Raw genomic sequence first — 22,264 nt, 5'->3', positions numbered from 1 at the left:
TTGGAGTGCCGCCCACTTCCGCGAGCAATCGCCCCGGGGCCGGCGGGAGGGCCCGAGAAGAATGGATCAGGTAACAGCAGTCCCGCCGGTCGCCGGCAAGCAAACGGTAAACTCAGTACCCTCGCCCAGCTGGCTCTCGACGGAGAGCATGCCGCCGTGGCCCTGGGTGACGATGTCGTAGGCCAGCGACAGGCCCAGGCCCGTGCCTTCACCCGGCGGCTTGGTGGTGAAAAACGGCTGGAAGATTTTGGCTTTCACCGCTTCGGGAATGCCCGTGCCGTTATCGCTGACCCGTATTTCTACAGCCTCTTCCCCCGGCCTTCGCCTATTGGACTCGGCTGTCGCCGCGTCCCCTTCCGGGACATGGCGGGGAATAAGCCGCGTGCAGACCCTCACCGTGGGCCGGTACTCGACCGGAGCCGACTTTTGCTTTTGCTGGACGGCATAAAAAGCGTTGCTGTAGAGGGTTAGCAGCACCCGCCCCATCTCCTGCGGCACTACGTCTATTTTGCCCACTTCATTGCCCAGGTCAGCCTCAAAGCCGGTCACGAGTTCGCAGGTGAAGTCCTGGTGTTTGGCGCGCAAGCGCTGATAAGCAATCTGGAGGCATTCTGCCGCGAGGGTATTGAGATCGGTGCGTTGCTTTTCGCCCGTGCCGCTGCGGGCGTGTTCGAGCATGCCCTGGACAATGGCCGAAGCCCGGCCGCCGTGGTGGGCGATCTTGTGCAGGTTTTGTTTGAGGCCGCGGAGCAATTCGGCTTCCAGTTCGGTGTCCGGGTTGGGCTGTTGCTGCTCCGCTTCGAGTTCGTCAACCACTTCGGCCGAGACCTCGGCGAAGTTGTTGACAAAGTTCAAAGGGTTCTGAATTTCGTGCGCAATGCCGGCCGTCAGCTCGCCCAAGCTGGCCATTTTCTCGCGTTGGATCAGTTGCGTTTGGGTACGGCGAAGTTCGGTAAGGGTCGCTTGCAGCTCGTTTTTCTGGGCCACCACCTCCGCCGTTCGATCGGTTACCTGCCTTTCCAGCCGTTCATTTTGCGAAGCCAAGATCTCTCGTTTCTCCTGCTCTTGGGCCGTCGTTTGCTCCATTAACAATTGCACTTGCACCAGCTTGGCGGCCAACGACTGACTGGTAAAGGCAAACTCAAGCGCCAAATACAAGGAGAGGGAAACGGGAAAGGCAAGCAGCGCAATTTCGTAAGAGACAATTTGAAAAACCAAGCCAGGGCCATTGGGCAGGAGACCGGCTAAGGTCAGGATTAGCCAGCCATTGGAAAGCAAATAAATAATCCCTCCCCAAGCGATCAGCCACGCGCCACGCTGGTGCTGGCGCACGGCGCGCAACGCAATGCGGCAGCACTCGGCATAGTAAATCAAGGGCAGGTAGAACATGCCCAGCACGGGACCCACCTCGTATAGCTGGGAAAAAAACGGAATGTAGAGCAGGTAGAAGCCAACCAAAGACCAGTACACCATTCCCCTCGGCTGTTGGAACAGGGAATAAATGGTCGTCAGGACGAAAATAAACGAGACGGCAAACAGAACCGGAATAATGGCCTGTAAGTACACTCTTTTCTCCACGCTGTGCGTCTCATAGGAATAAATGTAAACCACTGCCAGCCCCAAATTGGCCACGGAAAAAATCAGCAAGTACAGGTTTGCTTTCTGTTTGGGATTGAACCAATACAACGCCAAGTGGAGGATGCTGAGGGAAAGAAAAAAGCCGATGTTTCCGTAATCGTGGATACGGACCGGGGTTAGTTTGACCTCAGCGGTTTGCTGATTGGTTTTGTTGAGGCGCAGCCGTAAGACAGGGTTAGGACGGCTGGCAAATTTTAGATAGGGAAGCCGATTGTTGAAGGCAAACCGGACGGCCAGTACCTGCTCCGGTTCATCCGAGAGCCGGAATGCCAAGGGTTGACCCAGGGGGTTGTACGTCTGCAAGCGCTTCGGGTCGGCACTGACCCGGCCAAACCGATACAGCAGCCGACCGTTCAGGAAAACCTCGGAAGCACCCAGCTGTTCCACCACCAGCACCAACGGCTCGCGGTGCATTGAACGGTCTATCCGCAGCCGCAGTCGAAACCAGCCAATCCCGGCTTTCCTCACCTGGGGTAGCAAGGGCACGTCACGGGTGGGATCAATGTTTTCCCAGCCGCGGTCATCGAACCCCGGATGAGCCCACGCCGGGTCATCGCCCGCGTGCCATTTCCAGCCTTGGTCGAGTACTACGCCTTCCGCGGGCAAGCGGACAAGCCGAACAACGGGGGGGGGATCGTCCGCGGCTTTGGGTTGGGCCACACCTGGGTTAAGGGTGAGCCAACACAGCAAGCAAATCGACAGGAGGCGAGGCATGGAGGGGCATCAGGAGGAGAGCAAACGCTAATGTACTGAAAATGAGCCTGGTTAGTCTCGTGAGTGGGCTGGCGTTTTCTCCGACAGGCGCTTGCCTTTAACGGGGGGCAGACCACCAAGGCAACCCCGCCAACCCGGCCGCAGAACTGCCTGCTTTTTTCGATTAGTGCGCTGGATATCAAGATATTACCCGGCGCGGGGCAAAACGAGGCCCTTGCTGTTCGTTGTGGCTTCCCTGCTTCGGTGTCTTCCGGTGCGCGTAAAACTAGCCGCCTTCGCTGCTTGCACGCCGCATTGGGGCCTCTGCAACGCCCTTCCAGCTGTCCGGGCTCGGCGGGGTTAACCTGGTGGTTTGCCAACCCCCTAAGTGTCCGGCAAGTCCGATTATGTTTATCAAAGGCTGCTCGAACACGAAACGGCATCAATTTTCATTGCAGTTCCAAAGGCGACAGTACAATTACCCCCTAGAAAGATTCTGTAACGCGGGTTAGTCTCAATGCGCGAAAGAAATTTTCCCCATCGACACGGCCGGAATGCCCGCCCGCCCCTGGCCGAAGGCAGCGGGATCGCCAGCAATACTTTCATTGGCGAGCGTAGCAAACAGCACGGCTTCCTTTGCGTCGGGGTGGATGCCGAGGTCTGCGGTGGTATGAAAGGTGCACATCGGTAGCTGTTTTTGCAAAATGCTCATTAGCAACGCATTGTGCATACCGCCGCCGCTGGCATAAATAGCCACAGCAGGCGCTGTACCGGCAGCGAAGCAGCGATGAACGGCCTGCACAATTCCGGCGGCCGTGAACTGCGTAAGCGTCGCCAGCAAATCGGTGGGAGGCAAGGCGGTGGTGTTGCTGCGTTGCTGCGCCTGTTCCACGTATGCCGGGCTAAAAAGCTCGGGACCAGTGGTTTTGGGGAACTCAGCGGCGAAGAACGGGTGCGCCAGCAATGCCTGGAGCAGCGGCTCACTTGCTTGGCCTTGCGACGCAAGGGCGCCGTTTTCGTCGTAGCTTTTGCTCGGAAAGTGACGCTGGGTAAAGGCATCAAGCAGCGTATTACCGGGGCCTACGTCCGTGGAAAAAATAGCGTCCAGCGCCAGCGAGCCCGGCAGGAAAGTGAAGTTGGCAATGCCGCCCATGTTGAGCAGGATGCGATCCTGGCCGGCTTTGGAAAACAGTAGATAATCGCCGTACACGGCCAGCGGCGCGCCCTCGCCGCCGGCTGCGACGTGTTTTTGCCGAAAATCGCTGAGTGTCAGGATGCCGGTACGTACGGCCATGTGGTCACCGTCGCCAATTTGCAGGGTCGCATTGGGGAAACCCGCCCGTACCTGCTGACTGCGCGGGGCGTGAAACACGGTCTGGCCGTGGCTGGCGATGCAATCCACTTCAGTGGGCGCGATGTTCCACTCGCGCAGGCAAGCCAGCACCATATCGGCCTGCAACAGCGCCACCCACGGGTTAAGCACGCAAAGCAACTCAAAGTCGATGTGGGATTTGGCAAATACTTCTCGCACTTGCTCTTTCACCTCCGCCGCGTAAGGGACTGTAGCAAAGCGCTCTACCTGCACTTTTGTGGCCATGCCATGCCCCGAAAACCGGCACAGCGCCACGTCCAGCCCATCGAGTGAGGTGCCCGACATAAGGCCGATGATGCGCCGTTCAGGTTTCTGAGCGACGGCAAAAAGGTGCTGTAAATTAGGATTCATGGGAAGCGGCTTACACGAGAAGTGCGGTAAATATGGCGACACTCCCGGATTTTTTGTAATTAACCAGCCGAAGCGCATATGCAGCAACTCAGTGCCGATACAGGTGTTAAGGCAGTATGTAGGAGTTTGACTGTAGTAATAAATTGGTCCTAGTTAGTTTAAAAATGAGTTACACACTAACAATCCTATAGTTCTGTGAATCAATGGTTTGCAGTGGAGTCTTGAAAATGATTGCCCTTTTGCCGGTCGTGAAAGGGCTTTTTTGTGGGCTAGCCGTACAAGGCAAAAGCTGCCCATTGTAGCGCTTCCTCTATTTGTCAAGCTTCGACGTATTCCCAAATGTCTTTCGAAAGGACCTTTACCGTGATCTGGGCCGATATGGACCCGAACGTGCACATGCGGCACAGCGCCTACAACGATTATGCGGCCCAAACGCGGCTCGACTTTTTGGCCCAGAATGGGTTTTCGATGCAGAAATTCGCGGAGCTAGCCATCGGCCCGATTCTGTTTCGGGAGGATACGCGCTTTATGAAGGAAATTCACCTGAGCGAAACGATTCATGTAACGTCCGAGCTGGCGGGCCTCAACGAAGATGCTTCGCGCTGGCGCATTGTGCACATCATCCGCAAAAGCAACGGACAGGTGGCCGCTTCTGTAACCGTCGATGGGGCGTGGCTGGACCTAAAGCGACGCAAACTAACCGTGCCTCCCGCCGACTTGGCTGAACTGATGCGTGCAGCGCCCCGCCACGAGAGCTACGCCGATATTGTGAGGAAGCCAAGCGAGTAGCAGCGCTGGTCGCCATCAATTGCTTACGCCAAGAACTACCCTTCAGCCCTCCGGCTGTGCCCAGCATGACAGGTGTGATTTCCGGTGCAAAAACTTGGTAATCAGATAATTACTTGGTATTTATCTGCTGCGTGATGCGCTCCATCTGGCGTTGGTGGTGCAGCACATGGTCAAGCATAAAATCCAGTGTTTGGTAGATGTTGAGCATGCCCGAACGCGGATGCCGGAAAATGGCGCGGTCGAGTAGCTTCGAGGGAAACTCGTTGAGCATCTGTTCAAGCCGCCGCCGCACGCTTTGCCACTGCGACTGCAGCTGCGGCAGAGACGGCACCTCCGCGGGAGTGAGCGCGGCAAGCTTGGCGGGTGTTTTGAACTTAGCAAAGGGAACCCTGAGCAGCACACGCAGCAGCGCGGAGCGCCAAAACGACCCAAACCCCGATTTCTGCAAACTCTCGGCTTGCAGCAGCTTTTTATCGATGTACTGGGCAATTCCTGTTTCGGCCACTACCAGATGCTGAATAACCTGATCGGCTGACCAATGCCCCGGCGCGGGGCTCAAGTGTGATTTGTCGCCCAACGCCGCCGCCGCTTGCAAGAGCCGATCTGTGGCGTGTTCGAGTTGTTCAAAACGGATGTGCAAACGGTGATTCATGGGGTGGGAAGGCTGGGTGGGGTGGAAGAGCGGCTTCCCAAAAGATACGAATAATCCAAAGGACGTATAAAAGTGCCCAGCAGGGTTTGGCGGCTTTCGCCAAGGCCTTGGGTTTGGCGGCTGAACTCAATAAAAAAGCCCCGTCGCTTGCAACGGGGCTTTTTGTTATTGTTATAAGTATTTGATTGTCAAATACTTATAGAGCTATGCTTTTTGATACATTACCTCTTTCACTGCCTTCACCGTGCGGGCCACGTTCGGTAGCGACGCCTCGATGAGGGTAGGAGCATAGGGCAGCGGCACGTCGCCGCAGGTAATGCGCACGACAGGGGCATCGAGGTAATCGAAGGCACGACGCTGTACCATGTAGGTCAGCTCGGAGCTGATGCTGGCCAGTGGCCAAGCTTCTTCCACGATCACCATGCGGTTGGTTTTCTTCACCGACTCGATAAGCGTATCGTAATCGATGGGGCGCACCGAGCGCAGGTCAATGACTTCAGCTTCAATGCCTTCCTTGGCGAGCTCGTCGGCGGCAGTCAGCACGATTTTCATCATTTTGCCGAAGCTCACCAGTGTTACGCTCTTGCCCTGACGCACCACGTTGGCTTTGCCAATGGGCAGCAGGTATTCTTCTTCCGGCACCTCGCCCTTGTCGCCGTACATCAGCTCCGATTCCATAAAAATCACTGGATCGGGGTCGCGGATGGCGCTCTTGAGCAAGCCTTTCGCGTCGTAGGGATTGGAAGGAACGACTACTTTCAGACCGGGCGTGTTGGCAAACCAGTTCTCGAAGTTCTGAGAGTGCTGCGACGAGAGCATGCCGGCGTTGCCAGTTGGTCCGCGGAACACGATGGGACACGAATACTGACCGCCCGACATCGAATAAAACTTCGCCGCCGCGTTGATCACCTGGTCGATGGCCACGAGCGAGAAGTTGAAGGTCATGAATTCGATGATCGGAATCAGCCCGTTGACGGCTGCGCCTACGCCGATGCCGGCAAAACCCAGCTCGGCGATCGGGGTATCAATCACTCGCTCAGCGCCGAACTCGTCGAGCATGCCTTGGCTCACTTTGTAAGCGCCGTTGTATTCAGCCACTTCTTCGCCCATCAGAAACACGCGCGGATCGCGGCGCATTTCTTCGGTCATAGCTTCACGCAGGGCTTCCCGGAATTGGATGGTCCGCATAGTTGATAGCAGAAAGTCGAAAAGTCAGAAAGAAAAAGCCGGAAATTTTCCGGCCCGTAAAGCTACAACGACAAGCCGGGACGGGCAAGCACGATTAAGATTCAAGTTGCAGCCGCACCGTCGCCGCGTCCACTTTAATTCCCCATTCATTTTGGAAATACAAAAGCAGATCGTAGTTAGACTCAGCACTATGGGTAAAATAAATATTTTCGAACTCTTCCCGGACTTCAATCGGAGCGAAACAGATATGTTGCAGTGTGGCACCTTCACTAATCGGAACCTCAGGGTTTCGCTCTTTCACTCGGAAGTAACTTACGCCTTCAAAAATTAGGTGTAACGACTGCCAAGGTACATCCTGCGCCCATTTTTCGGCCGATTTTCGCCAAGTAAGCTTAATCACAGCAGTAGCTTGCAGATACTGAAGCTTAAGGAAATCGAAGTCGTTGTGCAGGTCAGCATAGCCCCCATCGGCCCAAGTAAGCCCAGTATGTTGGCTATCTATTGAAAAATTCAAAAACTTCATCCTCGTTACCTTACCGCCTCCAGAAACGTCTTGGTACTTGCGAAATCCCGAAATTCCAGATCTTCCACGGCGCGCTGGGCGAAGGCCCGGTCGGCTTGCACAGCGCGCCGCAGCTGCTGGCCCATTTCGGCTTCGTTTTTGGTGCGGGCGGCAATTACGGCCAGGCAGTAATAAGCCATCGGATCGTTGGGTTTCAGTACCAAGGCTTCCTGGTAAAATTTGGCTGCGCCGGGGTAGTTATCCTTCAGCAAATAGATCAGGCCGCGATTCATCGTGTTCTGGTAGGTTTTGCTGCTGTAGCTCATGCTGCCCAACGCATCGTCGAGCTGGCCGATTTCAATTTCAAGGGCGGCTTTGTCGGCAAATACCTTGTCCAGAATGGGATGCGTGCCGCCCAGCTTGATGGCGTAATCGTAGTTCTGAAGCGCTTCCAGGCGGTCGTTGGCCCGGTGATAAGCCGCCGCTACGTGGTAAAACATCTCGGCGGTCGGGTTGCGGTGGGCGGCCAGCGTGAAGTTGGTGGCCGCGCGGCGCAGGTAAGCGCGTCGCACCTTGTCGCTCACTTCCTTTTCCGAGCGCTGAAGCAGCACCACACCCAAGTTGTGGTACGCCTGCCAACTGCCGGTCATGGCCACGGAGGTTTCGTAGATGCGCTGCTTTTCGGCCAGCAGCGGCGTAAGCGTGGCCGAATACCGCAGTTCCTCCGGCGTAAGTGCGTCGCCTTCAGTTTGCTTTTCCACGATCTTTTTGGAAAGCAGGTAAATCTCCGAATCGTAACGCTTTGGTGCAGTGTATTTTACCGCGACGGTGCCAAAACGCATTACCGGGTAGATGTATTCCTCCAGGTAGTCGAAAAACGAAAGCCGGTGCAGGCTCTTTTCCTTTTGCTCGTAGCTGCCCGGCGTGTCGTTGATCAGCAGCACTACTGAATCGATCTGCTCGGGTTTCAAGGCCGAGGTCTGCACTTTGTTGAGAAACAGATCCCAACGGCGGTGATAGGCTTGGCTTTCAAACTGAATGTTGCGCACCGAATTCAGGTACGAATCGGTATCTACGCGGTGCTTGTAGTATTTGGTAAGGGCCTGCACGCGCTTGTCGGCCAAGCGCGGGTCGTGGCGATCGAGGGAGTCGGGCGAGTGTCCGGCCACGATCATGACCTTCTCTGTGTGCTGGTTGGCTTCAATAAAATCTTCCAGGGCAGTCACGTTGGTGCCCAAGTAGTTGCGAATGTTGGATTGGCCGGCGTCGAAGTAAAACGGCAGCACGCGGGTGCCGCTCATGTTGTTGTCGGCGGTTTCGGGCAGCAGCTCAATGGTAGTGTCCTGCCGTACTACCAAGCGGCCCGTCGTGACGATGCCGCGGGCCAGCCGCATCTCTTTGCCTTTCAGGCGTTTGCCACCTGGTTGTACCTCGCGCACCACGGGCACCGCCACCAGTTCACCCGGACTTTTGGCGGGCGTGTACGGAAACGAAAACTGCTTCGTAATAACAAGTTGGTCTTTTTTCTGCTCGTCGTAGGTGTATTCGCCCAGCAGAAAAGGCAGGCGGCCCACCGTATCTTGGTTTAGGCCGTTGTTGTAGCGGTAACTTAGGTTGAACTCGTAAACTTTTCCCTTGCGCAAATGCTTAGCAGGAGAGCGAGCCGTGACGCTGAACAATACATTCTCGCCATTACTCTCTAGTACCGAAGGATTTACCGTAACTTCCTGACCGGTCTGTGCAACCTTCAACATCTTGGATATCGTACAACTCGGTAACGCGGACGTAGCAACAAGCACCAAGGCAGAGGACAACAGGCGAAGGAAAATTCTCATACGGTAGGAACGCGGGTCAGAAAGGCTGGTCAACAAACGCAAAAACTACCTTTTGGGGTTAGAAATTGTGTTGCTTTCGCAAGTAGGTGCTTGACGACCGCTCGGTTTATTGTTATTTTGAAGTGTAATAGTCGGCACGTCCGGCTGTATTGCGAAGGAGCTATGAAAAAAATCACGAACTTCATTGAGAAGCAGAGCTTCGGAGTCTGCAGCGCCTTGGGGGACCGTCTTGGCTTCTCGTCTAGCAGCATACGGCTGTCTTTTGTGTACGCCTCGTTTTTCACTTTTGGGTCGCCCATCGTCCTGTACTTTGCCCTAGCGTTCTGGATGAACGTGCGCCGCGCCATGCGCCGTCAGCGCAGTACGGTCTGGGATCTGTAACTCGCCGAACGTCCGTTTGCCCTGGGCAAAATACGCCCACACCAAGCTGCCATTGAATACGCCCTGCCGCTCAGCCGTGCGTAGTTTGTGAAGGGAAGCTTTGCGCTGTAACTTCCAGTAAGTCAATTGGTTATAAAAGTCGCGGTGCGCACGCAGAATAGCGCCTGCCTCCGCGGCTGCGCCTTGCAGCAAAGAGCGCAACGCGGCCACCCAATCCAATATCACTCGGCTGATCATGGTGCCAAGTAGCTCAGCTTCAGCCGTATTCTTATACACCAGCGCCAAGCCGTTGCGGTAGTTCAGGTAGGTTTTGCGCGGGTTGGACTTGTGCAGTGTGCCACCCCCAACGTGGTACACCGTGCTGCCGCCATGATACCACACTTCCAGGCCGGCATTTTGCAGTCGCCAGCACAGGTCGATTTCTTCCATGTGGGCAAAAAATGCCTTTTCGAGGCCGCCTTGGGCGTGCCAGGCCGAAGCCCGTACCATCATGCACGCACCCGTGGCCCATGCCACCGGCCGCGCATCGTCGTACTGGCCACGGTCGATTTCCAGTGTATCAAAGAGACGGCCGCGGCAAAACGGATAACCCAGGCGGTCGAGGTAACCGCCGCCGGCACCGGCGTATTCGAAGCGCTCGGGGTCGTGAAACGCTCGGATTTTGGGCTGGCAAGCGGCCACTTCCGGCCGCTCTTCCAGCAACGAGCGCAACGGTCGCAGCCACCCCGGCGTGACGGCTACATCGGAGTTGAGCAGCACGTAATACGGCTCGGCTACCTGCTGCAAAGCCTGGTTGTAGCCTTCGCAAAACCCTAAGTTGCTGCTATTCTGAATGATATGAACAGACGGAAATTCTTTTTGTAGCACGGCTACGGAAGCGTCAGTGGAGGCGTTGTCGGCCACTACAATGCGGGCGCCGTCGGAATTGGCCAAAACAGAAGGCAGGAACTGCCGCAGCAGTTCCTGCCCATTCCAATTCAGAATCACCACGGCCACATCGGCGCACGAAGCCACCGCCGTCTCCGCACTAGAGCCCAAAGTTGCCAAGATCGAGACCCGGAATATTGGGCAGCAGCCCGGAGGTCTTGTTTTTGAGTTCTTCCTTCGCTTTTTCCGACACGTCATCCAGGGCCTTGTTCACGGCCGCTACCACGAGGTCGGCGAGCATGTCGCGGTCTTGGGGGGTGAGGAGCGATTCGTCGATTTCCAGTTTCAGCAGGTGGCGTTGGCCGTTGGCCGTGGCCTTTACCAGCCCGCCGCCCGACTCAGCGGTGGCAGTCAGAAACTGCAACTCATTCTGGGCCTGCTTCATTTTGTCCTGAAGCTCTTTGACCTTGCCCATCATGCCCATCATATCAAACATAAGCGTAAAATCTGTGTTTCCAGCGTCTGGAAGCGGTTTTGAAAAGTGAATTGATGCTGAGTTGATAGACTTCGAGAAGGCATTTGTCTTTCTTCAATCCTGAAAAGCGGAGCCTGGACAAACCCAGTTACGTCCAAAGGCAGCTTTCAGGAATGTTTATCAACCAAAAGGATTGCGGGGCAATTTACGGAAAGCGCCCGCACGATGGCTGTCCGTGCCGATCCCTTCAATTGTCATTGGGAGAAAGTACAAGCCGCCCTGACACTCAGACCGGTTGCTTTTGGTTGGACAAGCTTTTTGACAAAGCTGTGCAGAGCACTGCGCCCTCTGCACAGCCCCAGACATGCTGAGGTGCCCCAATCGGATGCGGAGCCAATGCAGGCGACTCAGGGGCGTTCCAATGCGGCCCGGTCCCAGTGGGCAAGGTCAGCGGCGGCCGCGTAAGTGCTTTGTAGGAAGTCGAGCACGGCCTGCTGCGGGTTGGTTGTCATGCGGGCTGCTTCGTAGGGCAGAAAGAACTCGCCCATTTCCGAGCTATAAAACGCCTCGGCGGGCTCAACCTTAGCGGTGGCCAGTTCGGGAAGGGCGGGGTAGGCATAGCTGTAGAAGGCGGCCTCTTGCCCGTTGCCGCCCGGCCACCAGCCGGCCGCAATTTGTTCGGCGGAGTACGACTCGCGCGTGACCCAATCGGCTAGGTGAGGCAGACCGCCGGGGTGCGGGGGCGCCGGCCGACCCGAAAAGCGGGTCACGGCCATATCGAAGCTGCCCCAGAAAAAGTGTACCGGGCTGCACTTCCCCGTGAAGCGCGCCCGAAACTCGTGCAGCCGCCGATCTACGGAGAGCATCACGTCCCAGAAGCGGCCCACAGCAGCCGCGTCATAAGCATTATGATGCTGGTCTTCGGCGAAGGGCGTTACGTCTTCGACCTCCACGGGCACGGGCCAGAGCCTGACGGCAATGCCAGCCTCGCGTAGCAGGGCGCGGTAGTGGCGGTAGAAATCGGCTACCGAGCGGGGGTAAAGCTCCATTTCTAGGCTGCGCCCGGCGCAGGTGTGCACCCGCAACGTGTGCTGACGGAAGTCGAACACTACCTCGCAGGAGCCCGCTGCGTAGGGCATGGGACCAGTGGACAGGCCGCGGGGCGTCACGTAGAGCGGTACCTGCCACCAGTGGTTGAGCATGGGGCTCAGGGCCAGGCGGGTTTTGCCCACGATTTGGGTCCACCGGTGCAGCGTCTCGCGTGTGGCCGTCCAGGCATCTGCCGGCAGCGCTGGCCAAGGGGAAGTAGCGGAGGAAACACTCATGGCAGAGAAGATACCGGGAAAAAAGGACAACCGGAAACTATGCCTGTCCCTGAGCCGGGTAATCTAATCGCTCGTCAGTCGGCATCGGCGCCCGCCGCCGAGCCCAGCAGCACCCGGTTCAGCTCGGTCTTGTGCTGCCGCCAGGTGGGCATAAACTGATCCATCAGGCCCCAGAAGCGGGCGTTGTGGAGCCGCTCGTGCAGGTGCACCAGCTCGTGCACGACCACGTACTCCAGGCAGGCCAGCGGCCGTTTGATCAGCTCCAGGTTCAGCCAAATGCGCTTTGCCTGAATGTTGCACGTGCCCCAACGCGTTTTCATCTGCTTCACGGCCCACGCCTGGGCCTGCACGCCTACCACAGGCTCCCACTGGGCCACTAGGGCGGGCAACTGCGCTTTCAACTGCGCCCGGTACCAAGCTGTGAGCACCTGCGCCCGTTGGGTAGGGGTGCTGCCGGTAGCCACGTACAGGTCCAGGAACCCCTCTGCCTCGCGCAAAGCGACCCGCGGCCGTCCGGCACCTTCGTGGACCTGTAGCTGGTAACCGCGGCCTTGGTAGAAATGCGTTTCGCCCGATGCGTAGGCGAGGGGCGCCGGCCGTTCGAGGGCGGCAAACCGGGCCTGATGCTTCCGAATCCAAGTTTGCCGGGCGGTCACAAATTCGGCGATAAGCGCTACCGGCATGCGCAAGGGGGCCGTGACGCGCACGCGTCCGTCAGGAGCATACACGGTGAGGCGCAGGCGTCGGACGGGCTTGCGGATGAGATCGACTTCTACTTCGGCGAGCTGGACAAGGGGCATGAAAACGGCAAAATACGATGATTAGGCCCGCGAAGGTAACACGCCGCCTACCAGCAAGCCGAGCGCCGCCCTTGTAAGTGGCCCAGCATCTATAATAAGATTGTAGGGGTAACACTTTGACTGTAAGTTGATTATAAGAGGTCGATAATGAATTTGAATTTGCAGGATAGTATATTTACTATGTTCTGCTACCCTGCTCTGCGTTCGCTGTTCCAGCCAGAATTATCACTATCCGATGCCTAAATCCGGCTCATCGCTAACCCGCTACTGCTATGAATCGAAACCATTTTTTGCAGGCCTGCTTGGCTACCGGGGCACTGCTGGCATTCCCTATGACGCTGGCGGCGCGGGCAATGCGTCGCCCTCGGGTAAGCAAAGGTTTTGCTGTGAAGGCCACCGAAGACCGGTTCAACCAGCCCATGTCTCTGTTCGAAGGCGACACTTTCCTGACCAAAATAGCCACCGCCGATACAGACGGCGACCTCTACGTATTTGAGTCGCGCCGCGTGAAAGAGGGCGGGCCAGCGCACCATTACCATTTCACCCAAGACGAATGGTGGTACGTACTAGCCGGCGAGTTCCTCATCAAAGTGGGCGATACGATTTACGAAGCCAAAGCCGGCGACAGCGTGTTTGGGCCGCGCATGGTGCCGCATAGTTTCGCCAAAGTAGGCGCCAGCGAAGGCCGGTTGCTGATGATTTTTCAGCCCGCCGGCAAGATGGAGGAGTGCTTCCGCAAAATCAGCCAGGGCGTCACGCGCAACATGTCCGAAGCCGAGCAGGATGCCTTTCGCGAGGCGCACGGCTTTAAGCGCGTCGGCCCTCCGCTCCGGCAACCCAAGCGCATGGTTGACAGATGAGTTGGCCGGATGCTTTCAGCTAAGCATCAGAATACGCAAAACTGCCAGGATAAGATCACGTAGTAAACCTTTTAGTTATACAAGTAACTGATATACAGTTGCTTATATAAATCTACTTTTGGCGGCCATACTTGGTTTTGATAAACTCCAGCATGTCCTGCATCTGCTCCTGTGGGTTGGCTGCCTGTACTTTCCACAGGGTTTCCACGAGCAGCAGTAGCAAGTGGGATTCCTGCTCGGGCTGCGCATACCCTAGTTGCTCGAACGCTTTTTGGAGTAACGCGGGCAAGGGCTGCAAAAACCGGGCGTGCTGCTTGCGCGCAAATTCAACTTCCGTCAGGCGGGCCTGTAGCTTCCAGAATGCGGGCTCCTTCTGCACCAACTCGTAGGGCAAATCGATCATGTTGTGCACGAACGCCAAGGCATCTTCTTCCGTCAGGCGGCCCCGAACTTGCTCCACCACCCGTTGGTAGCCCGTGGTGATGATGGACAGCAGTAGCTGCTCCTTGGTGCCGAAGTGCTTGAATATCAGGGCTTCCGATACGCCTGCTTCCTTGGCCAAAAGTTGTGTGGATACTTGCTCGTAGCCACGGTCAGCGAACAGCCGCAAAGCAGTTTGGGCAATCAGTTGTTTACGGCTCATAGGTCCTGAATTCTTCGCTACGACCTGCTAGGCCTGTTTCTGGGGGCGCAAGATAAGCCGTCCTGCAAAGGCAGAAAAGCTACAATACCGGTACATACCGCGCCCTGCCGCCCGTAAATCTACCACGGCAACGATTGATTTAGGCATTCCTGAGCCAGCTTGGTCTGAATAACCGACCTCAGGCCTGATCCTGCGCTTCGACCACGGCAATGGCGACCATGTTGACGATTTCGCGTTCCGACGAGCCCAATTGAAGCACGTGCACCGGCTTGCGCAAACCCAGCAAAATGGGCCCGATGGCCTCAAAGCCGGCCGCAGACCGCATGAGGTTGTAGGCGATGTTAGCGGCCGATAGATTAGGAAAAATGAGCGTATTGGCGCCTTCTTCCACGAGCTTGCTCAGCGGGTGATTCTGCCGCAGTAACTCGGTGTCGAAGGCCAAATGCGCCTGGATTTCGCCGTCTACGAGCAGATCAGGGTGCTTCTGTTGCAGTAGCTGCACGGCCTGTTGCATCTTTTCGGCATCGGCTCCTTTGGCGCTGCCGAAGTTGGAGTAGGTGACCAGCGCAATCCGCGGCTTGATGTTGAAGCGCTGCACGGCGCGGGCCGTCATTTCCGTGATTTCCACCAACTCCTCGGCCGTCGGATCGAAATTCACCGTGGTATCCGAAAAAAACAGCGGTCCGCGCTTGGTGAGCAGGATGTACATGCCCGACACCTTCTTCACCCCAGGCTCGCGGCCGATGACTTGCAGAGCCGGCCGGATTGTGTCGGGGTACTTGCGCGTGAGGCCCGAAATCAGGGCGTCGGCCTCGCCGGTTTCCACCATCATGGCGCCGAAATAGGTGCGCGCCTGCATCAGCTCCCGCGCTTCCGGCGCACTGACGCCTTTGCCGTGCCGTTGCTGATAAAACAAGTCGGCGAACCGCTGCACGAGTGCCGCCTGCTCCGGCGCGCGCGGGTCCAGCACGGGTGTGTTGCCCAGCTCCAAGTGATTTTGCGCCATCAGGCGCTGGATCACGTCTGGGTTGCCTAGTAAAATGGGCAGGGCAATGCCAGCGTCCTTGACCTGTTGGGCCGCTTTGAGCACCTTCAGATTTTCGGCATCCGCAAAGACGACGCGCTTGGGGTTGGCTTTGGCTTTGCCCAGAATGACACGGGAAATGCGCGTGTCCTGCCCCAGGCGACGGGCCAGTTGGCCTTGGTACGCATCCCAATCGGTGATGGGAGCCTGAGCTACGCCCGATTCCATAGCCGCCTTCGCAACGGCCGGAGCTACGGTGCCCAGCAAACGCGGGTCAACCGGCTTCGGTATGATGTAGTCGCGGCCAAACAACAGATTATCAGTTCCATAGGCCATGTTTACTGCGTCGGGCACCGATTTCTTGGCCAGATCCGCCAAGGCGCGCACGGCCGCCAGTTTCATGGCTTCGTTGATCTCGGTGGCGCGCACGTCCAGGGCTCCGCGGAAGATGTAGGGAAAGCCCAGCACGTTGTTGACTTGGTTGGGATAGTCGGAGCGGCCGGTAGCCATGATGAGGTCGGGGCGGGCTGCCACGGCTTCCTCGTAGCTGATCTCCGGCGTCGGGTTGGCCATGGCAAAAACAATCGGGTTGTCGGCCATGGCGCGTACCATGCTCTGTGTCACTACGTTACCTTTCGACAAGCCCACGAACACATCGGCCCCCTCAAACGCTTCTTCCAGCGTTTGCAGGTCACGCGCGGTAGCGAACTGCCGCTTGCGCACGTCGAGATCCGGCCGGTCGGACCGGATTACGCCTTGGCTGTCGCACATCACCACGTTCTCGGCCCGCGCGCCCAGGGCTAGGTAAAGCTTGGTGCAGGAAATGGCCGACGCGCCCGCCCCGTTGATGAGAATGCGAACCTCGGCGATGTTTTTGCCCACCAGCTCCAGCGCATTGAGCAGCGCCGCGGCCGAAATAATGGCCGTGCCGTGCTGATCGTCGTGCATGATGGGGATGTTCAGCTCTTGTTTGAGCCGTTCCTCGATCTCGAAACATTCCGGCGCCTTGATGTCTTCCAGGTTAATGCCGCCGAAGGTGGGCTCCAAGAGCTTTACCGTGCGCACGAATTCGTCAACGTCTTTGGTATTGAGCTCTAAATCAAATACATCGATATCGGCGTAAATCTTGAACAAGAGGCCTTTGCCTTCCATGACGGGCTTGCTGGCTGCCGGCCCAATGTCGCCCAGCCCCAGCACGGCCGTGCCGTTGCTGATAACGGCGACCAGGTTGCCCTTGGCCGTGTATTTATACACGTCTTCGGGGTTGTCGGCAATGGCCAGGCACGGCTCCGCTACGCCAGGCGAGTACGCCAGCGACAAATCGCGTTGGGTGCTATAGGCTTTCGTCGGGATGACTTCGAGCTTGCCGGGGCGGCCTTGCGCGTGGTAGAGGAGGGCATCTTCGGGCCGGATTTTCTCGTTCATGAGGGGCTAGTTACGGGTAACGGAGTAGCGGGCGCCAGCAAGCCGACGCAGCTTCTAAAGTATGTTTTCCGGACCAGAGGTGCCGACTTGCGGAGTGGCTTTCAGCTTTTTCATAAACGCGCCGAACGCTTCGCCAAACTCTTCGAAGAGCGGATGCTTGCGGTTTTTGAGCATCACTTCACTGAACATCTTCAAGCCAATCGCGAACTCGGCTTCTTGGTTTTTGTCATTAAAGAGGCCCTTGCCCTGCTGTCGCTCGATGATCGAGAAGATATTGTCGTGGTTGGTAAACTCCAGAGTCAGAGGTTCGTGCAGCGGCGTATCGGCTTGTGGGCCAGATAAGTGCTCTAATTGAAGGCGATAACGATGCGCTCGTTTTTCCATGTTGGTTGAGTTGATTCTCGTGAAAAAGGCAGCAGAAGCGTTAGGCCCGTTCAATAATAACGGCATAGCCCTGCCCGACGCCCACGCACATCGTGACCAGCGCCCGCTGCTTGTTTTGTTTGTGCAACTCCAGGGCCGCAGTGTTGAGAATGCGTGCGCCGCTCATGCCCAGCGGGTGGCCCAAGGCGATGGCTCCACCGTTGGGGTTGATGCGCGGGTCGTTATCCTCCAGGCCCAGGGCCCGGCTGCACGCCAAGGTCTGCGCGGCGAAGGCTTCGTTGAACTCCACAAGGTCGATGTCGTTCAGGGTCAGGCCGGCTTTTTTGAGCGCCATCTGGGAGGCTGGTACCGGGCCGATGCCCATGTAGCGGGGTTCCACACCGGCCACGCCCATGGCTACGATGCGGGCACGCGGGGTGAGGTTGTGCTGCTTGAGGCCCGCTTCCGACGCCAAGAGCAAGGCGGCGGCCCCGTCGTTCAGGCCCGAGGAGTTGCCGGCGGTTACGGTACCGTTCTTCCGGAACGCCGGCCGCAGCTTGGCCAAGCCGTCCAGGGTTGTGTTCGATTTGATGAACTCGTCGTGCTCAAAGAGTACCGGTTCTCCTTTGCGCTGGGGAATGGGCACGGGCACGATTTCTTCGGCAAAGCGGCCGCTGTCGCGCGCCTTTCCGGCCCGTTGGTGCGATTCGTAGGCAAATTTATCCTGGTCTTCGCGGCTGATGTGGTCGCGCTCGGCCAGGTTTTCGGCGGTTTCGCCCATGGCATCGGTGCCATAGAGCTCCTCCATCTTGGGGTTGACGAAGCGCCAGCCGAAGCTGGAATCCTGCATTAACGAGTCGCGCCCGAAAGCCGTGCTGGCTTTGGAAATGACCAGCGGGCCGCGCGTCATGTTCTCCACGCCACCCGCCACAAACAAGTCGCCGTCGCCGGCCTGAATGGCGCGGGCGGCGGCAATGGAAGCCGACAGTCCCGAGGCACAAAGCCGATTGACCGTTTCGCCGGGTACCGAGGTTGGCAAGCCCGCCAGCAACAGCGCCATGCGGGCCACGTTGCGGTTATCTTCGCCCGCTTGGTTGGCGCAGCCCAAAATCACGTCGGCAATGCCGGCCGGGTCCACCGACGGATTGCGGCGCAGCAGCTCCTGGATGACGAGTGCGGCCAGGTCGTCGGGGCGGACCGCTGCCAACGTGCCTCCGAAGTTGCCAATGGGAGTACGAATTCCGTCAACTATAAATGCTTGATTCATAAGTAGTTATAAATGAAGCTCGGTCACCCGTTCCTGGAACTGGGCGCTGGTTTTGGCCCGAACTTCCGCCAAGGTAGCACCTGGCATCAATTCCAATAGAGTAAGCTGGCCTTCCTCAAAGCCAAACACGGCCAAGTCAGTAATGACCAAATCAACCACACCGGACGCGGTCAGTGGTAGCGTACAAGCCGGCACAAGCTTGGAAGTGCCATCCGGGTTGGTATGCGTCATGGTGATGATGAGGCGTTTGGCGCCGCGGGCCAGATCCATGGCGCCGCCCACGCCCAGCAGTGGTTTGCCCGGCACGGCCCAGTTGGCCAAGTTCGCTGCTTCGTCTACTTCGAGGCCGCCCATGATGGCCACGTCCACATGCCGCCCCCGGATCATCCCGAAGGAATCGGTGCTGTCGAAATAACTGCTGCCCGGCAGCGCCGTCACCGGAATCTTGCCAGCGTTGACGGGATAGTCCATGGCGCCCCCGCCGTCGGAGGGAGCGGGGCCGACGCCGAGCATGCCGTTTTCGGTGTGCAGAATGATGCCGTGCTCTGGCTCGATTAAGTCGGCTACGAGCGTCGGAATGCCAATGCCCAGGTTCACCACGTCGCCGGGGCGCAGCTCGGCCAGGGCGCGGCGGGCCATGTTCAGGCGCGGCTCATCCACCCGTTTCGCCGCGCTAACCGACACGGAGCTACCCAAATCTTCGGGCGTGAGCGTGGCTTGCACCAAGTAATCGACAAAGCAGCCGGGCGTGTGAATGCTACTGGGTTCGAGAGAACCCACGGGCACAATTTCTTCGACTTCAGCAATCACCAGATCGGCGGCCGTGGCCATGGCCCGGTTGAAGTTTTGCTCCGTCATGCGGTAGACGAGATTGCCTGCTGTGTCGGCTTTCCAGGCCCGGATAAAGGCCACATTACCTCGAATGCTTTTCACAAATACCTGCTCCACGCCGTCGAGCACCTTGGTTTCGAGGCCCTGCGTGATCAGCGTGCCCGCCGCCGTGGGGGTGTAGAAGCCGCCAATGCCCGCCCCACCAGCGCGGATGGCTTCGGCCAGCGTGCCCTGGGGCAGCAATTCATACGCGACTGTGCCCGACTGAGCCGCTTTGACGGCGTCGGGGTTGCTGGTGAAAAACGAGCCGATCATCTTGCTAATCTGGCCGTTGCGCAGCAAGCGCCCGCCGCCCAATCCAGGTTCGCCTACGTTGTTGCCGATAAAGGTCAGGTTCTTGGTGGCCGTTTCGGCCAAGGCGTGCATCAGGTGCACGGGGTTGCCGGTCATGCCAAAACCCCCTTGCAACAGCGTATCGCCATCCTTCACCATCGCCGCCGCTTGGGCTACGCTCACTTGGGGTACCGCTTTCATGCTAATAGGTTCAATACGTGATGGTTACAAGATTTCGCCGGGTACCTGTTCCGCCACGGCTTCGCTGGCCCGCCGGGCGGCAATGCCCACGTAGTTTTCGGCAATGACTTTGGAAGCGGCCGGGCAGGTGGTGAGCAGATCAAACCGCGATTGCTGCAAATGTTGGTCGAAGGCGGCCTTGCCGGGCAGCAGGTGCAGCATCTCGGTCATGTAGTTGGAGAATTCCTGGACCCGCCACACCCGGCGCATGCAGGCTGCCGAGTAGCCCTGCAACAAGGAGGCATCGCCGGCCTGATACCAGGCCCGTAGCGCGTCAAACAGGCTCTTGGTGTCGGCAACGGCCATATTCAGGCCTTTGCCGCCGGTGGGCGGCACGATGTGCGCCGCGTCGCCGGCCAAAAACAGGCGGTGGTACTGCATGGGCTCCGAAACGAAGCTGCGCATGGGCGTAATCGACTTTTCCAGAATGGGGCCTTCCTGCAAGGTCCAGCCGCTGGTGCCCAAGCGCGCATGCAGCTCGGCCCAGATCCGCTCGTCCGGCCAATCCTCCAAGGTGTCGTCGACGCCGCACTGCACGTAGAGGCGGCTGCGCTCCGCGGAGCGCATGCTGTGCAGGGCAAAACCGCGTTCGTGGAAGGCGTAAATCAGCTCGTCGGTGCTCGGAGGCACCTGCGCGATAATGCCCAGCCACGAGTATGGATACGTTTTGTCGTAGACTTTCTGCAACTCGGCCGGAATGGCAGCGCGCGAAATGCCGTGAAAGCCATCGCAGCCGGCCACAAAGTCGCATTCTAGAATGTGGGCGTGGCCTTGGTAGGTGAAATGGATGCGCGGCGAATCGGTTTCGAGCCCTTCAATTCGGGTGGCTTCGGCTTCAAATAATAACTCGCCGCCAGCTTCTAGGCGTTTGGTAATGAGGTCTTTCACGACTTCGGTTTGCGCATAAATCGTCACGCATTCGCCGTCGGTCAGCTCGGAGAGCGCTATGCGGTGGCGGCGGCCGTTGTAGCTCAAAATCACGCCTTCGTGCACCAAGCCTTCGCGGTCGAGGCGGTCGGCAGCTTCGGCCTCACGCAGTAGATTCACGGTGTTTTGTTCCAGCAGCCCGGCCCGTTGCCGGCTCTCTACCCGTTGGCGGCTGCGATTTTCCAGCACTACCGAGGTAATGCCTTGCAAGTGAAGAAGTTGTGAAAGCAGCAGGCCGGCAGGGCCAGCACCGATAATGCCCACTTGGGTGCGGCGGGTAGCCGGGAAAGCGGTTTCCATGGGCTTAAAATTCAAGATTGAGGGCGGCAAACACCTTTTCGGCCGCGTGGTAGGCAGCATTGGCGGCGGGCAGACCGCAGTAAATGCCTGATTGCAAGAGCACTTCCTTGATCTCGGCTATGGTTACGCCGTTATTTAGGGCCGCGCGTACGTGCATCTTGAACTCGTCTTCCCGATTCAGGGCGATGAGCATGGCCAACGTAATCAGGCTGCGTTCGCGCCGCGCCAGTTCGGGCCGCGTCCAGACTTCGCCCCAGGCGTAGCGGGTGATAAAATTCTGAAAATCACCGTTGAAGGCGTTGACGTTGCTTGTGGCTTTGTCAACGTGTTCGCTGCCCAGCACCTCGCGCCGGACCTGCATCCCCGCGTCGTAAATTTCTTCCTGGTTCATGGGGTGGGGTTAGAAGTGAAGAAAGCGCCGCACCGCCGCGTTGAAGGCCGGGGCAGCTTCGATGTTCGCCAAGTGAGCCGCTCGCAACGGCAGCAAGTGGGCGTTGGGGATGTGCTGGGCTAGGTATTCGCCGTCCTTCACCGTAGTCACAGGGTCCTCGGTACCGGCCAACACGTAGGTGGGGGCCGAAATGCGGCGCACATCCTGCCAGAAGTCGGCGTCGCGTACGGCCGCACAGCAAGCAACATACCCGATGGGAGAGGTGCGCTGAAAAGACTGCAGAATGCGCTGTACCTCAGCGGGTTGGGCCTGCTGAAACTCAGGCGTAAACCACCGCCCGATTGTCGCTTCCGCCAAGGCGTCTAAGCCCTCTTGCTCCACCTGCTGAATGCGGGCGTTCCAGCCTTCTGCAGTGCCTATTTTGGCGGCTGTGTTGCTTAGAATCAGCTTATTAAGCCTTTCCGGGGCATAAATGCCGAGCCACTGACCAATTATTCCTCCCAGGGAAATACCGCAGAAATGCGCCCGCTCTAGTTGCAGAGCGTCCAGCAAGGCCAACACATCGCGCCCGAGCAACTCCGCCGAATAAGGGCCGGGCGTAACCGCGCTTTGGCCGTGGCCTCGAGTGTCGTAGCGCAACACTTGAAAATGGGCGGTTAGGGCCGGAAGCTGCGCATCCCACATTGTGTGGTCGGTGCCCAAGGAGTTGGAAAAAACCAAAACCGGCGCGGTCACGGGGCCGGTCAGGGTGTAAAATACAGGACCTGTCGCAGTAGAAAGCAGGGGCATGGC

The 22,264-nt window shown here is 58.0% G+C and carries 21 protein-coding genes; 3 read left to right on the top strand and 18 right to left on the bottom strand.

Going from position 1 to position 22,264, the window contains the following annotated elements; all coding sequences use genetic code 11:
• Positions 1-66 precede the first annotated feature (66 nt).
• Both FHG12_RS20850 and FHG12_RS20845 read right to left on the bottom strand, forming a co-directional pair.
• Positions 67-2,352: an ATP-binding protein gene (locus tag FHG12_RS20850; RefSeq protein WP_139517622.1), complete on the bottom strand. Its 2,286-nt coding sequence runs from the start codon at positions 2,350-2,352 to the stop codon at positions 67-69.
• Positions 2,353-2,845: 493 nt separating this feature from the next.
• Positions 2,846-4,054 carry an anhydro-N-acetylmuramic acid kinase gene (locus tag FHG12_RS20845; protein WP_139517621.1) on the bottom strand — a complete coding sequence of 403 codons (1,209 nt, stop codon included), beginning with the start codon at positions 4,052-4,054 and terminating at the stop codon, positions 2,846-2,848.
• Positions 4,055-4,393: 339 nt separating this feature from the next.
• On the opposite strand from FHG12_RS20845, the gene FHG12_RS20840 reads away from it, so the two are divergent.
• A complete protein-coding gene (locus FHG12_RS20840; protein WP_230471225.1) occupies positions 4,394-4,843 on the top strand; it encodes an acyl-CoA thioesterase in 450 nt (149 codons plus the stop codon).
• Between the two features lie 109 nt (positions 4,844-4,952).
• Here FHG12_RS20840 and FHG12_RS20835 read toward each other — a convergent pair whose 3' ends face one another.
• From FHG12_RS20835 to FHG12_RS20820, 4 genes are all read right to left on the bottom strand, one after another.
• Positions 4,953-5,495: a DinB family protein gene (locus FHG12_RS20835; RefSeq protein WP_139517620.1), complete on the bottom strand. Its 543-nt coding sequence runs from the start codon at positions 5,493-5,495 to the stop codon at positions 4,953-4,955.
• Positions 5,496-5,699: 204 nt separating this feature from the next.
• Positions 5,700-6,683: a pyruvate dehydrogenase complex E1 component subunit beta gene (locus tag FHG12_RS20830; protein WP_139517619.1), complete on the bottom strand. Its 984-nt coding sequence runs from the start codon at positions 6,681-6,683 to the stop codon at positions 5,700-5,702.
• Positions 6,684-6,777: 94 nt separating this feature from the next.
• The gene (locus FHG12_RS20825; protein WP_139517618.1) at positions 6,778-7,206 is read right to left on the bottom strand and encodes a hypothetical protein; all 429 of its coding nucleotides are present in this window, start codon (positions 7,204-7,206) and stop codon (positions 6,778-6,780) included.
• A 5-nt stretch (positions 7,207-7,211) separates the two neighbouring features.
• Entirely contained in the window at positions 7,212-8,939 is a 1,728-nt protein-coding gene (locus FHG12_RS20820) for a tetratricopeptide repeat protein (protein WP_165699480.1), read from the bottom strand.
• Between the two features lie 243 nt (positions 8,940-9,182).
• Here FHG12_RS20820 and FHG12_RS20815 point away from each other — a divergent pair, with 243 nt between their 5' ends.
• Positions 9,183-9,401 (top strand): PspC domain-containing protein, encoded by a 219-nt coding sequence (locus tag FHG12_RS20815; RefSeq protein WP_139517616.1) that lies wholly within the window; start codon positions 9,183-9,185, stop codon positions 9,399-9,401.
• Here FHG12_RS20815 and FHG12_RS20810 read toward each other — a convergent pair.
• The 4 genes from FHG12_RS20810 to FHG12_RS20795 all read right to left on the bottom strand — a co-directional run bounded on the left by FHG12_RS20810 (position 9,336) and on the right by FHG12_RS20795 (position 12,868).
• A complete protein-coding gene (locus tag FHG12_RS20810; RefSeq protein WP_230471224.1) occupies positions 9,336-10,448 on the bottom strand; it encodes a glycosyltransferase family 2 protein in 1,113 nt (370 codons plus the stop codon). The genes FHG12_RS20815 and FHG12_RS20810 overlap by 66 nt on opposite strands.
• On the bottom strand, positions 10,429-10,764 hold the full coding sequence (locus tag FHG12_RS20805) for a YbaB/EbfC family nucleoid-associated protein (RefSeq protein WP_139517614.1): 336 nt from the start codon (positions 10,762-10,764) through the stop codon (positions 10,429-10,431). Before FHG12_RS20805 ends, FHG12_RS20810 begins: the two co-directional genes overlap by 20 nt.
• 386 nt (positions 10,765-11,150) lie before the next feature.
• A complete protein-coding gene (locus FHG12_RS20800; protein WP_139517613.1) occupies positions 11,151-12,068 on the bottom strand; it encodes a DUF5996 family protein in 918 nt (305 codons plus the stop codon).
• Between the two features lie 74 nt (positions 12,069-12,142).
• The gene (locus tag FHG12_RS20795) at positions 12,143-12,868 is read right to left on the bottom strand and encodes a M48 family metallopeptidase (RefSeq protein ID WP_139517612.1); all 726 of its coding nucleotides are present in this window, start codon (positions 12,866-12,868) and stop codon (positions 12,143-12,145) included.
• Between the two features lie 272 nt (positions 12,869-13,140).
• Between FHG12_RS20795 and FHG12_RS20790 the strand changes: the two genes are divergently transcribed.
• Positions 13,141-13,728 (top strand): cupin domain-containing protein, encoded by a 588-nt coding sequence (locus FHG12_RS20790; RefSeq protein WP_139517611.1) that lies wholly within the window; start codon positions 13,141-13,143, stop codon positions 13,726-13,728.
• 112 nt (positions 13,729-13,840) lie between these two features.
• Here FHG12_RS20790 and FHG12_RS20785 read toward each other — a convergent pair whose 3' ends face one another.
• From FHG12_RS20785 to pcaD, 8 genes are all read right to left on the bottom strand, one after another.
• Positions 13,841-14,371: a TetR/AcrR family transcriptional regulator gene (locus tag FHG12_RS20785; RefSeq protein WP_139517610.1), complete on the bottom strand. Its 531-nt coding sequence runs from the start codon at positions 14,369-14,371 to the stop codon at positions 13,841-13,843.
• Between the two features lie 178 nt (positions 14,372-14,549).
• Positions 14,550-16,820 (bottom strand): NADP-dependent malic enzyme, encoded by a 2,271-nt coding sequence (locus tag FHG12_RS20780; protein WP_139517609.1) that lies wholly within the window; start codon positions 16,818-16,820, stop codon positions 14,550-14,552.
• A 54-nt stretch (positions 16,821-16,874) separates the two neighbouring features.
• A complete protein-coding gene (locus tag FHG12_RS20775) occupies positions 16,875-17,204 on the bottom strand; it encodes a DUF3861 domain-containing protein (RefSeq protein WP_139517608.1) in 330 nt (109 codons plus the stop codon).
• A gap of 40 nt (positions 17,205-17,244) precedes the next feature.
• Entirely contained in the window at positions 17,245-18,450 is a 1,206-nt protein-coding gene (gene pcaF / locus FHG12_RS20770) for a 3-oxoadipyl-CoA thiolase (RefSeq protein WP_139517607.1), read from the bottom strand.
• 6 nt (positions 18,451-18,456) lie between these two features.
• Entirely contained in the window at positions 18,457-19,815 is a 1,359-nt protein-coding gene (locus tag FHG12_RS20765; RefSeq protein WP_139517606.1) for a 3-oxoacid CoA-transferase, read from the bottom strand.
• Positions 19,816-19,839: 24 nt separating this feature from the next.
• The gene (locus FHG12_RS20760; RefSeq protein WP_139517605.1) at positions 19,840-21,081 is read right to left on the bottom strand and encodes a 4-hydroxybenzoate 3-monooxygenase; all 1,242 of its coding nucleotides are present in this window, start codon (positions 21,079-21,081) and stop codon (positions 19,840-19,842) included.
• A 4-nt stretch (positions 21,082-21,085) separates the two neighbouring features.
• Positions 21,086-21,472, bottom strand: coding sequence for a 4-carboxymuconolactone decarboxylase (pcaC, locus tag FHG12_RS20755; protein WP_139517604.1), 387 nt, complete (start codon positions 21,470-21,472; stop codon positions 21,086-21,088).
• A gap of 9 nt (positions 21,473-21,481) precedes the next feature.
• Positions 21,482-22,261, bottom strand: coding sequence for a 3-oxoadipate enol-lactonase (gene pcaD / locus FHG12_RS20750; RefSeq protein WP_139517603.1), 780 nt, complete (start codon positions 22,259-22,261; stop codon positions 21,482-21,484).
• Between the last annotated feature and the right edge of the window lie 3 nt (positions 22,262-22,264).

It is taken from the genome of Hymenobacter jejuensis, assembly GCF_006337165.1.
GTDB lineage: Bacteria > Bacteroidota > Bacteroidia > Cytophagales > Hymenobacteraceae > Hymenobacter > Hymenobacter jejuensis.
The sequence above is the reverse complement of the archived record's forward strand: the minus strand, read 5'-3'. Positions and strand labels throughout refer to the sequence as shown.

Excerpts from the sequence above, each read along its gene's own strand:
- FHG12_RS20850 (WP_139517622.1), bottom strand. The coding sequence starts at position 2,352 with ATGCCTCGCCTCCTGTCGATTTGCTTGCTGTGTTGGCTCACCCTTAAC.
- FHG12_RS20845 (WP_139517621.1), bottom strand. The coding sequence starts at position 4,054 with ATGAATCCTAATTTACAGCACCTTTTTGCCGTCGCTCAGAAACCTGAA.
- FHG12_RS20840 (WP_230471225.1), top strand. The coding sequence starts at position 4,394 with ATGTCTTTCGAAAGGACCTTTACCGTGATCTGGGCCGATATGGACCCG.
- FHG12_RS20835 (WP_139517620.1), bottom strand. The coding sequence starts at position 5,495 with ATGAATCACCGTTTGCACATCCGTTTTGAACAACTCGAACACGCCACA.
- FHG12_RS20830 (WP_139517619.1), bottom strand. The coding sequence starts at position 6,683 with ATGCGGACCATCCAATTCCGGGAAGCCCTGCGTGAAGCTATGACCGAA.
- FHG12_RS20825 (WP_139517618.1), bottom strand. The coding sequence starts at position 7,206 with ATGAAGTTTTTGAATTTTTCAATAGATAGCCAACATACTGGGCTTACT.
- FHG12_RS20820 (WP_165699480.1), bottom strand. The coding sequence starts at position 8,939 with ATGTTGAAGGTTGCACAGACCGGTCAGGAAGTTACGGTAAATCCTTCG.
- FHG12_RS20815 (WP_139517616.1), top strand. The coding sequence starts at position 9,183 with ATGAAAAAAATCACGAACTTCATTGAGAAGCAGAGCTTCGGAGTCTGC.
- FHG12_RS20805 (WP_139517614.1), bottom strand. The coding sequence starts at position 10,764 with ATGTTTGATATGATGGGCATGATGGGCAAGGTCAAAGAGCTTCAGGAC.
- FHG12_RS20800 (WP_139517613.1), bottom strand. The coding sequence starts at position 12,068 with ATGAGTGTTTCCTCCGCTACTTCCCCTTGGCCAGCGCTGCCGGCAGAT.
- FHG12_RS20795 (WP_139517612.1), bottom strand. The coding sequence starts at position 12,868 with ATGCCCCTTGTCCAGCTCGCCGAAGTAGAAGTCGATCTCATCCGCAAG.
- FHG12_RS20790 (WP_139517611.1), top strand. The coding sequence starts at position 13,141 with ATGAATCGAAACCATTTTTTGCAGGCCTGCTTGGCTACCGGGGCACTG.
- FHG12_RS20785 (WP_139517610.1), bottom strand. The coding sequence starts at position 14,371 with ATGAGCCGTAAACAACTGATTGCCCAAACTGCTTTGCGGCTGTTCGCT.
- FHG12_RS20780 (WP_139517609.1), bottom strand. The coding sequence starts at position 16,820 with ATGAACGAGAAAATCCGGCCCGAAGATGCCCTCCTCTACCACGCGCAA.
- FHG12_RS20775 (WP_139517608.1), bottom strand. The coding sequence starts at position 17,204 with ATGGAAAAACGAGCGCATCGTTATCGCCTTCAATTAGAGCACTTATCT.
- pcaF (WP_139517607.1), bottom strand. The coding sequence starts at position 18,450 with ATGAATCAAGCATTTATAGTTGACGGAATTCGTACTCCCATTGGCAAC.
- FHG12_RS20765 (WP_139517606.1), bottom strand. The coding sequence starts at position 19,815 with ATGAAAGCGGTACCCCAAGTGAGCGTAGCCCAAGCGGCGGCGATGGTG.
- FHG12_RS20760 (WP_139517605.1), bottom strand. The coding sequence starts at position 21,081 with ATGGAAACCGCTTTCCCGGCTACCCGCCGCACCCAAGTGGGCATTATC.
- pcaC (WP_139517604.1), bottom strand. The coding sequence starts at position 21,472 with ATGAACCAGGAAGAAATTTACGACGCGGGGATGCAGGTCCGGCGCGAG.
- pcaD (WP_139517603.1), bottom strand. The coding sequence starts at position 22,261 with ATGCCCCTGCTTTCTACTGCGACAGGTCCTGTATTTTACACCCTGACC.